The 9,277-nt window shown below is 61.1% G+C and carries 9 protein-coding genes; 6 read left to right on the top strand and 3 right to left on the bottom strand.

Translation table 11 applies throughout. The annotated features are described in order from the left end of the window. The coding region (locus tag HMPREF3140_RS29395) for a DMT family transporter (protein ID WP_148157706.1) at window positions 1-552 on the bottom strand (552 nt) is incomplete at its 3' end. A 124-nt stretch (window positions 553-676) separates the two neighbouring features. Between HMPREF3140_RS29395 and HMPREF3140_RS21295 the strand changes: the two genes are divergently transcribed. Further along, a complete protein-coding gene (locus HMPREF3140_RS21295) occupies window positions 677-2,011 on the top strand; it encodes an aminotransferase-like domain-containing protein (protein ID WP_032410994.1) in 1,335 nt (444 codons plus the stop codon). Here HMPREF3140_RS21295 and HMPREF3140_RS21290 read toward each other — a convergent pair. Beyond that, a complete protein-coding gene (locus HMPREF3140_RS21290) occupies window positions 2,008-3,471 on the bottom strand; it encodes a MocR-like pyridoxine biosynthesis transcription factor PdxR (RefSeq protein ID WP_032410996.1) in 1,464 nt (487 codons plus the stop codon). The genes HMPREF3140_RS21295 and HMPREF3140_RS21290 overlap by 4 nt on opposite strands. Before the next feature lie 241 nt (window positions 3,472-3,712). Here HMPREF3140_RS21290 and HMPREF3140_RS21285 point away from each other — a divergent pair, with 241 nt between their 5' ends. From HMPREF3140_RS21285 to HMPREF3140_RS21270, 4 genes are read left to right on the top strand one after another with little or no spacing between them, the layout of a single operon-like run. Then, window positions 3,713-4,564, top strand: coding sequence for a transporter substrate-binding domain-containing protein (locus HMPREF3140_RS21285; RefSeq protein ID WP_004178926.1), 852 nt, complete (start codon window positions 3,713-3,715; stop codon window positions 4,562-4,564). Window positions 4,565-4,611: 47 nt separating this feature from the next. Further along, on the top strand, window positions 4,612-5,253 hold the full coding sequence (locus HMPREF3140_RS21280) for an amino acid ABC transporter permease (RefSeq protein ID WP_002893187.1): 642 nt from the start codon (window positions 4,612-4,614) through the stop codon (window positions 5,251-5,253). A gap of 14 nt (window positions 5,254-5,267) precedes the next feature. Further along, window positions 5,268-5,933 carry an amino acid ABC transporter permease gene (locus HMPREF3140_RS21275; protein WP_002893189.1) on the top strand — a complete coding sequence of 222 codons (666 nt, stop codon included), beginning with the start codon at window positions 5,268-5,270 and terminating at the stop codon, window positions 5,931-5,933. After that, window positions 5,926-6,687 carry an amino acid ABC transporter ATP-binding protein gene (locus tag HMPREF3140_RS21270; protein WP_004151676.1) on the top strand — a complete coding sequence of 254 codons (762 nt, stop codon included), beginning with the start codon at window positions 5,926-5,928 and terminating at the stop codon, window positions 6,685-6,687. The genes HMPREF3140_RS21275 and HMPREF3140_RS21270 overlap by 8 nt, the downstream gene beginning before the upstream one ends. 53 nt (window positions 6,688-6,740) lie before the next feature. On the opposite strand, the gene HMPREF3140_RS21265 is transcribed toward HMPREF3140_RS21270, so the two are convergent. Beyond that, the gene (locus HMPREF3140_RS21265) at window positions 6,741-7,505 is read right to left on the bottom strand and encodes an SDR family NAD(P)-dependent oxidoreductase (protein ID WP_004178931.1); all 765 of its coding nucleotides are present in this window, start codon (window positions 7,503-7,505) and stop codon (window positions 6,741-6,743) included. 180 nt (window positions 7,506-7,685) lie between these two features. Here HMPREF3140_RS21265 and HMPREF3140_RS21260 point away from each other — a divergent pair, with 180 nt between their 5' ends. Beyond that, on the top strand, window positions 7,686-9,023 hold the full coding sequence (locus tag HMPREF3140_RS21260; RefSeq protein ID WP_004183313.1) for an aspartate aminotransferase family protein: 1,338 nt from the start codon (window positions 7,686-7,688) through the stop codon (window positions 9,021-9,023). Window positions 9,024-9,277 lie beyond the last annotated feature (254 nt).

The following is a 9,277-nucleotide window of genomic DNA, read 5'->3' as shown; positions in this document are numbered from 1 at the left end:
GATCACCTGCCAGCCGCCGAGCTCCCGCGTCAGCTTCGCCCCTTCCGCATAGCCGAGGCCGCAGACGATAACCGCCGCCAGCATCAGCAGATCGCCGCTGAGTGAGGCCGCCGCATTTTGCGTCAGGGCGAATCCCACCACCAGCAGGCTGCCCAGCAGCGAAAAGATCCAGAAAGCCCGCCGCGGGCGTTCGCCGCCGCGCAGTACGCCAAAGAGGGCGGTCATCAGCGGCAGCAGGCCAATAAACACAATCGAATGCGCCGAGGTGATGCGCTGCAGGGCCAGCGCCGTGAGTAGCGGAAAGCCGAGCACCACCCCGGATGAGACGATGATCAGGGACACAAGCTGCGCCAGGCGCGGGCGTTTCTGGCGAAAGCCCACCAGCAGCGCGATGGCAAGCAGCCCGGCGATAGAGGCGCGCAGAAAGGTCAATAACAACGGATCCATATCCTGCACCGCCAGCCGCGTCGCGGGCAGCGAACCGCTGAAAATGATCACCCCCAGTAAACCATGAAGCCATCCGGACCAGGGACCGGGCGCCGATTTATCCATTGCTGAATCTACCACGTTAACCTCGCGTTATCTGATTGGGCTGCGCCCGCTTGAGCATCGTCAGCGGCGATGGTAATGTGGCCAATCTAATACAATCAAATTATTGTCATAGATACATTTCACGATGAAAGCCCGATATAAAGCCGTTGTCGACCGATATGCACAGGCGATCCGCAGCGGGCAGCTGCCCGCCGGCAGCCGTCTGCCGACGCACCGTACCCTTGCCGCCGGGGAGCGCATCTCGCTGGCCACCGCCACGCGCGTCTACCGTGAACTGGAAGAGATGGGGCTGGTCAGCGGCGAAACCGGCCGCGGCACCTTCGTGCGCGACCTCTCGCTGCCTCCGGGGCACGGGGTCGATCAGCAGGTGGTCGCCGCCGATGTCGTGGATCTCAATTTCAACTACCCTTCGCTGCCGGAGCAGGGCGATGCGCTGCGCGAGGCGCTCAGGCAGCTGGCGATGGTGGGCGATATTGACTCGCATCTGCGCTATCAGCCTCACGCCGGGCGGCTCGCCGAGCGGGACATTATCGCCCGCCATTTGATCTGCCAGCACTTTGCGCCGGACGCGGAAAATGTCCTGATCGTCAACGGCGCACAGCACGGGCTGGCGGTGACCGTCATGGGGCTGTTACGTCCGGGGGATGTGGTGGCGGTGGATGCGCTGACCTATTCGGGCTTCAAGGCTCTGGCGGCGCTGTATCATCTGGAGCTGGCGGCGATCCCCTGTCGACCGGAGGGACCGGACCTGCAGGCGCTTCAGACGCTGTGCCAGCAGCGGCGGGTGCGGGCGGTGTATACCATGCCGACGCTGCACAATCCGCTGGGCTGGGTGCTCAACACCGGGCAGCGACAGGCGCTGGCCGATCTCGCGCGCCAGCACGATCTGCTGATTATTGAAGATGCCGCCTATGCCCGGCTGGTGAGCCATCCGCCGCCGCCGGTGGTCAGCTATGCGCCGGAAAGAACGGTGTATGTCACCGGATTTTCAAAAAATATCGCCACCGGACTGCGCGTGGGGGTGGTGATTTCTCCGCCGCGCTATCGCCAGGAGATTGAGCGCGCCATCCGGGCCACGACGTGGAATACGCCGACGCTGATAAGTTCGCTGATCTGCGCCTGGATTGAAGATGGCACGGTGGCGCGCTTTGAAACGCAGAAACGCCAGGATGCGCGACAGCGACAGCAGGTGGCCCGCGAGGTGCTTTGTGGGCTTCCCGTCGTCAGTCATCCCGATTCGTACTTCGTCTGGCTGCCGCTGGGTGAAGAGAGCCGGGCCGATCGGCTGGCGAATGCGCTGATGGAACGCCGCATTTCGGTGTCGACCGCCGAGCCGTTCTGCGTCTCCACCACGATCCCGCAGGCGCTGCGCATTGCGCTCGGATCGGTGCCTTTCGACAGCCTGCGCCCGGCGCTGCTCAGCGTGCGCGACGCCGTTGAGTATGAACAATACCGCTAACCCATCTGCTCCAGCTGGCCGCGCAGGACCTCCACCCCCTGGGCGATGGCGTCAGGGTTAATGGCGTGGAATCCCATGCGAAAATAGTTATCCGGCGGCGCGGCGCTGAGAAAATGGCGCGCCCCGGGCTCAATCAGCACGCCGGCGTGGGCGGCGCGCCAGGTGAGCTGCTGGGTGTTGATCTGCGCCGGGGTCTGCAGCCAGAAGGCGTTAGCATGTTCGCTCCCCGCCAGCGCGCGACACGACGGCAGATAGCGCTGCAGGGCGGCGTGCAGACGCTCCCAGCGCTGGGCGGAGTCATAGTGGTAGCGCCGCAGATGGGTTTCATAATGGCCCTGGGCAAGGAAGTGGGCCATCTGGTACTGAATGTTGGTCGGCGGATGGCGATAGACCAGCCGGCGCAGGGCGCGCGCCTCGTCGATCAGGTCCGGGTCGGCGACCATAAACCCCAACCGCAGCCCCGGTGACAGCGCTTTTGACAGGCTGCTGACATACACCACCCGGCCGCTGCGATCGCTGGCCTTCAGCGCCGGCAGCGGGTTGAGGGTAAAGTTACTCTCCGAGTCATAATCATCTTCAATAATGACCGCGTCATGGCGGGCGGCATGCTCCAGCAACTGGCGACGCCGCGCACTGCTCATGGTCACCCCGGTGGGCACCTGATGACCTGGAGTGACATAGTAGTAATCGCAGGGACGCTCATTAAGCACGATCCCCTCTTCATCCACCGGGTGCGGCACCACCTCGGCGTCGGCGAGCAGAAAGGTGTTGATGGCTTCGCGGAAGCAGGGGTTTTCGACGCCAATGCGGGTGGTGGAAGAGAGCAGCAGTCGGGTCAGCAGGTAGAGGGCATTTTGCGAGCCAAGGGTGATGAGAATTTCATCCGGCGCGGCGACAATGCCGCGCTTGGGCAGCACCCGGGTGCGGATCTGCTCGATCAGCATCGGCACATCCTGGTCAATATGGTCGATGACCCACGCCGGGTCGCGCACCCCGCCGTGCAGCCAGTTCGCCGCCGAGCGCCAGGTGGCCAGCGGGAATTGCCGGGTATCGGGCTGGCCGTAGATAAACGGGTAGCGGTAGTGCATCCAGCCCGCCGGTTTGAGGATCGACTCCTGCTGGCTGGGGGTCATCTGCAGCCGGTTGCCCCAGCGTGGTGCAGCCGCTTCGCGCTGCGGTGCACTCTCGACGGCGGCAGGCGAAGCTTCATGATAGTCGGGATGCAGGTAGTAACCGCTGCGTGGGCGGCTAATCAGGTAGCCCTCGTTGACCAGACTTTCAAACACCAGCGCGGTGGTGTTACGCGAGACGCGAAGCTGGCTGGCCAGCTGGCGACAGGAGGGCAGCGGGGTGTCGGCGGCGAAGATCCCGCTGAGAATGGCATTCACCAGCGTCTCTCGCACCTGTTCCTGCAAACCGCGGCCAGGCTGAAAATCAACGTGTAACAGGTGACGGATCATACGGGGCTCCTCTGGCAATAACGCATTGCGACCACCCGTTACACTCAGCAAATTCCATACCACCCTGCCGCCATCTGACACAGCGATGCGGCCCATCTGGCTCTATACGGAATTGAAAAACGCTCCCACATTAAAAACGTATTCAGCCGCCGTGGACCGGAACGTCCCCGGCCACTATTTTGCAGAAACCTTTTCGCGTTCTGGAATGAACCCGTCTGGCCAATCCATCAGGGGTGAAATAATGAAAAAATCATTGGCATCAATGTGTCTGAGCGCTGTATTAACGGTCGCTTTTTCTTATCACGCCGTCGCGGCCGATCTTCCGGAAATAGAAAAATCCGGCACCCTGAAAGTGGCGACGGAAGATGATTATGCGCCATTTAACTTTATGAATAATGGCCAGGCCGATGGCTTTAACAAAGATATGCTTGAGGAATTACGTAAGTACGCCAAATTCCATGTCGACCAGAGCATATTACCGTGGACCGGATTATTAGCGGCTGTCTCCACCGGGCAATACGATATGGCCTTAACCGGGGCGGTTATTACCGATGAGCGGCTGAAGGTCTTTGATTTCACCCCACCGTGGGCCTCCGCGCAGCACTATTTCGTCAAACGCGCTGGCGATACCTCGCTAAATACCATTGCCGATCTCAGCGGCAAAAAAGTGGGGTTACAGGCCGGGAGCGCGCTGCTGGCGCGTTTGCCGGAGCTGAAGGCGATGCTGGAGAAGACCGGCGGCAAGCTGGGGCCGGTGGTGGAGTATCCCTCCTATCCGGAAGCCTACGCCGACCTGGCGAACAAGCGACTGGATTACGTGATTAACGTGGTGATCTCGGTAAACGACCTGGCGAAAGCCAAACCGAAGGTCTTCGCCAAAGGGCTGGCCGTCTCCGGACCGGGGTATATGGCGTGGCCGATCCCGAAAAACTCGCCGCAGCTGCTGGCCTATATGACCAGGTTTATGAACCACATGAAGGAGACCGGCAAGCTCGCCGAGCTGCAGAAAAAATGGTTCGGCGAAACCTATGACAACCTGCCGACCGAGGCGATCACCAGCCCGGAACAGTTTCACAAACTCGCCGGACTGTAATATTCCGCGGCGGGCGACCGCCGCCTGTTGTTGAGAAGGAGGGCCTCATGGATGCAATTTCCTGGCAGTTATTAATCGAAGGCGCATGGACGACCCTCTGGATTTCGGCCATCGCTATCGCCTTCGGGGTGGTGGCTGGCCTGCTGATCGCCCTGGTACGGATGCTGCGCCTGCCGGTGATCGACCAGCTGCTGGTGGTCTATATCAGTCTGGCCCGCGCGACGCCGCTGGTGACGCTGGTGCTATTTCTGTTCCTTTCCCTGCCCACGATGGGCATTAACCTCGACAAGAACGTGGCCGCCATCGTGGCGCTGACGCTTAACACGTCGGCGTTTAACGCTGAGATCTGGCGCAATGCCTTCCGCACCTTTCCGCGCGAACAGCGGGAGGCGGCGGAGTCGGTAGGGATGCGCCGCTGGACCTACTTCCGCTACATCATGCTGCCGCAGATGTGGATCGAGAGCCTGCCGGCGCTGGTCAATGAGATGTCCTTTTTGATCAAAGGTAGCCCGGCGATCGCCGTGATTGGCGTGGTGGATCTCACCCGGGTCACCAACCGTATCTCCTCGGTCACCTACGAGCCGCTGTCGCCGATCCTCGCCGCCGGCCTGCTGTATGTGGCGATCATCGGCTGTTTGTTGAAGCTGCAGGGTATCGCGGAACGTAAAGCCAGGCGTCTGGCGCGCTAGGAACGGGAGGCATTATGAATCAGTGGGGCGTTATCTGGTCGGTTCGCGATAGCTTTATTGCCGGGTTATTCGCGACCCTCGAACTGTTTATTACCGCCGCCCTGGCGGCGCTGATTATCGGTATTGCGCTGTGTTATTTTAGCGAATATCAAAAGAAAGTAATTAACCGGATTATTATTGGTTTCGTCAGCCTGATGCGCGCGATCCCTTTTTTGATCCTCGCTTATCTTCTGTATTACGGACTGCCGCAGCTCGGTATTAGCATGGAGCCGTGGACCGCCGGTTTACTGGCCCTGATTATTTATCATGGCGCCTATTTCTTTGAAATATTGCGCAGCCAGCGGCGGGTATTTTCCGGCGGATATATTGAAGCGGCGATTGCTCAGGGCTTTTCTCGCTATGCCATTTTTCGGCGGATTATTTTACCCAATATCGTCTCTTCCGCCTTACCGCTGATCGGCAATCAGCTGATTATTTGCCTGAAGGACACCGCTTTCCTGAGCATTATTACCGTTCAGGAGATCACCGCCGCCGCCAACAGCGTCCAGGCGACCTATTTTATTCCGTTTAACGCCTTTATCGTCGCCATTGGGCTTTACTGGGCGATCAGCATTCTGCTGGAGCTGCTGATTAAGCGCCTGACCGCCTGGGGAGCCAAAAGAGGAATGAGCCATGCCTGAGTCTATTGCCGTAAGCGTCAAAAACGTCTCCAAACAGTTCGATAATGTGGAAGTCCTGCGGGATATTAACCTGACGGTGGAGAAGGGGACCGTGGTGAGTATTCTCGGCTCGTCCGGGTCGGGAAAATCCACCCTGCTGCGCTGTATGAACTGGCTGGAACAGCCGGACCGCGGTGAAATTCATATCGGCGGTCAGCGGCTGGGGATTGATGAACAGCGCGGCCGGGCGATGTCGCACCGCCAGCTGGCCAAAATCCGCGAGCGGGTGGGGATGGTCTTTCAGAGTTTTAACCTGTGGCCGCACCTGACCGTGCAGCAGAACGTCAGCGAGGCGCTGCTGCGCGTTAAGGGCATGAAACGAGACGAGGCGAAGGCCATGGCCATGCAGCAGCTGGAGAAAGTGGGCATGGCGCACAAAGCCGATGTTTACCCGATCACTCTCTCCGGCGGGCAGAAGCAGCGGGTGGCGATCGCCCGGTCGCTGGCGATGTCGCCGGAAGTTATTCTCTTCGATGAACCGACCTCGGCGCTGGATCCGGAGCTGGTTAATGAGGTGTTGGGGGTAATGAAAGCCCTTGCCGCCGAGGGCTACACCATGGTGGTGGTGACCCACGAGATGGATTTTGCCCGCCAGGTGTCCAACGAGGTGGTGTTTCTGGAGAAGGGACTGCTGATTGAGAAGGCGCCGCCGGAGAAGTTCTTCACTCAGCCTGACTCCGAACGCGTCAGGCAGTTTCTGCAAAGCAGCCGTTAGTCCGGCCTGCATCCCCTGCCGGTATCGCCGGCAGGGGATGCGTCGGGTTTCGCTTAATCCCGGTCGATGGCGAACGGCTGCCACGCCTGACGCACCGGCATCACCTCCACCCGGTTAATGTTCATATGCGCCGGCAGCGTGGCGATATAAAACATCTGCTCGGCGATATCGTGCGCGCTCAGCGGCGTGGTGCCGCGATAGAGCTTATCCGATGCCGCCTGGTCGCCTTTGGTACGCACCAGGGTGAATTCGGTCTCGGCAATCCCCGGCGCCAGATCGGTGACCCGCACGCCGGTGCCAAGCAGATCGCAGCGCAGGTTATAGCTGAACTGCTTCACAAACGCCTTGCTGGCGCCATACACATGGCTGCCGGGATAGGGCCACTGCCCGGCGATCGAGCCGATATTGATAATGCTCGCCCCGGCGCCATGGCGGATCAGCGTCGGCAGCAGGGCGTGGGTGACTGTCACCAGACCGGTGACGTTGGTGTCGATCATCGTTTTCCAGTCCTCCAGCGCCACCTCTTGCGCCGGCAGCGGCGACAGCGCCAGCCCGGCGTTGTTGATCAGGGTGGTGATATCGGCGAAATCGGCGGGCAGCGACGCCACGGCGGCAGCCACCGCCTCGCTGTCACGAACGTCAAGCTCAATAATATGCACCGGCACCCTGGCGGCGAGTCTGTCCTGCAAGGCCTTCAGTCGCGGATAGCGGCGCCCGCTCAGCACCAGCGACCAGCCCGCGTCGGCAAACACCTGCGCTGCCGCTTCGCCAAAACCCGAGGTCGCCCCGGTGATAAACACTACGTTGCTCGTTGCCATCTCATTCTCCTGTGCGGTTGTCCCTTCACTATAAAAACGCCGGACGACAAGGCACAGGGCCAGACGACGGACGGGGATGTGACACCGTGTCACATCGTTATGCGCGCACTGGCTCTATCCGATTTGCGCGGCCAAGGCCAATGATGAAGCCAACCACTACGACATGAGAGAGGGCAGGGTATGAAGCTGGCAATTCACAACGAGGTCGCGGTAAGCAATGACGAAGTTCGGCAATTAGATCGCGCCTATGTGTTTCATTCATGGTCGATGCAGGGCAATCTCAACCCGCTGGTCATCGCCGGGGCGCAAGGCTGCGAGCTATGGGATTATGAGGGGAACACCTGGCTCGATTTCAGCAGCCAGCTGGTGAACGTCAACATTGGCTATCAGCACCCCCGGGTACTGGCGGCCATGAAGGCGCAGCTGGAAACCCTGGTCACCATCGCGCCCGCCACCGCCAACCTTGCCCGCGGCGAAGCGGCGAAGCGCATCGTCGACCTGGCGCCGGCGGGCTTCAGTAAGGTGTTCTTCACTAACGCCGGGGCGGATGCCAATGAGAACGCGATTCGCATGGCGCGGCTCTATACCGGGCGCGACAAGGTGCTGTCGGCCTATCGTTCCTATCATGGCAACACCGGCAGCGCGATCGCCGCTACCGGCGACTGGCGCCGGGTGCCGAATGAGTTCTCCCGCGGCCACGTTCACTTCTTCAACCCCTACCTTTACCGCAGCGAGTTCAACGCCGCGACTGAGGAAGAGGAGTGCCAGCGCGCGCTGGCGCATCTGCGGCGGATCATTGAATGCGAGGGGCCGACGGCCATCGCGGCGATCCTGCTGGAGTCCATCCCCGGCACCGCCGGGATCCTCGTGCCGCCGGCAGGCTATATGCAGGGCGTGCGCGCCCTGGCCGACGAGTTTGGCATCGTGCTGATCCTCGATGAGGTGATGGCCGGCTTTGGCCGCACCGGCAGCTGGTTCGCCTTCGAGCAGGATGGGGTGGTGCCGGATCTGGTGACCTTTGCCAAGGGGGTTAACGCCGGCTACGTGCCGGCGGGCGGGGTGCTGATTAGCGAGCCGATTGCCCGCTACTTTGACGACCACTTCTTTGCCGGGGGGCTGACCTACTCCGGCCATCCGCTGGCGATGGCGGCGATTGTCGCCACCATCGACGCGATGAAAGAGGAGAAGGTGGTTGAGAACGCGGCCTCTATCGGCAACGAGGTGCTGCGCCCCGGTCTCGAGGCGCTGGCGGAGAAGCACGCCATTATCGGCGAGGTGCGCGGTCGCGGCCTGTTCCAGGCGCTGGAGCTGGTGAGCAGCCGTGAACAAAAAACGCCGCTGACCGCCGCCGACATGGCTGCGATCAAAGGGGCCCTGACCGAAGCCGGGCTGCTGGCCTTTGTGGTGGAGAACCGCATTCACGTGGTGCCGCCGTGCACCATTACTGCTGAGCAGGTGGCGCAGGGGCTGGCGATTTTTGATGCGGTCTTCGCTCGCTTTGCCAGTCTGGCGAAGTAGGGGAGGGGGCCGGATACTGTTGCCCGGCGGCGCGCTTGCCGGGCCTACGGAGTGTGAGCCTGTGAGAGGATACTGTAGGCCGGGTAAGGCGCAGCCGCCACCCGGCGAAATAACGTCACAACTGAATATTTCCCTGTTCGCGCTGCGTCTGGCAGGGCTACAGCTTCTGTGTTAATCCCGGGCAGATTGCGCTCCCAATATTTCTTCTGCGTTATGTCACTCATGGCGCAGGGAGCGCACAGGGAGCGGCCAGT

Source organism: Klebsiella sp. HMSC16A12 (genome assembly GCF_001808265.1).
Classification (GTDB): Bacteria; Pseudomonadota; Gammaproteobacteria; order Enterobacterales; family Enterobacteriaceae; genus Klebsiella; species Klebsiella pneumoniae.
The sequence above is the reverse complement of the archived record's forward strand: the minus strand, read 5'-3'. Positions and strand labels throughout refer to the sequence as shown.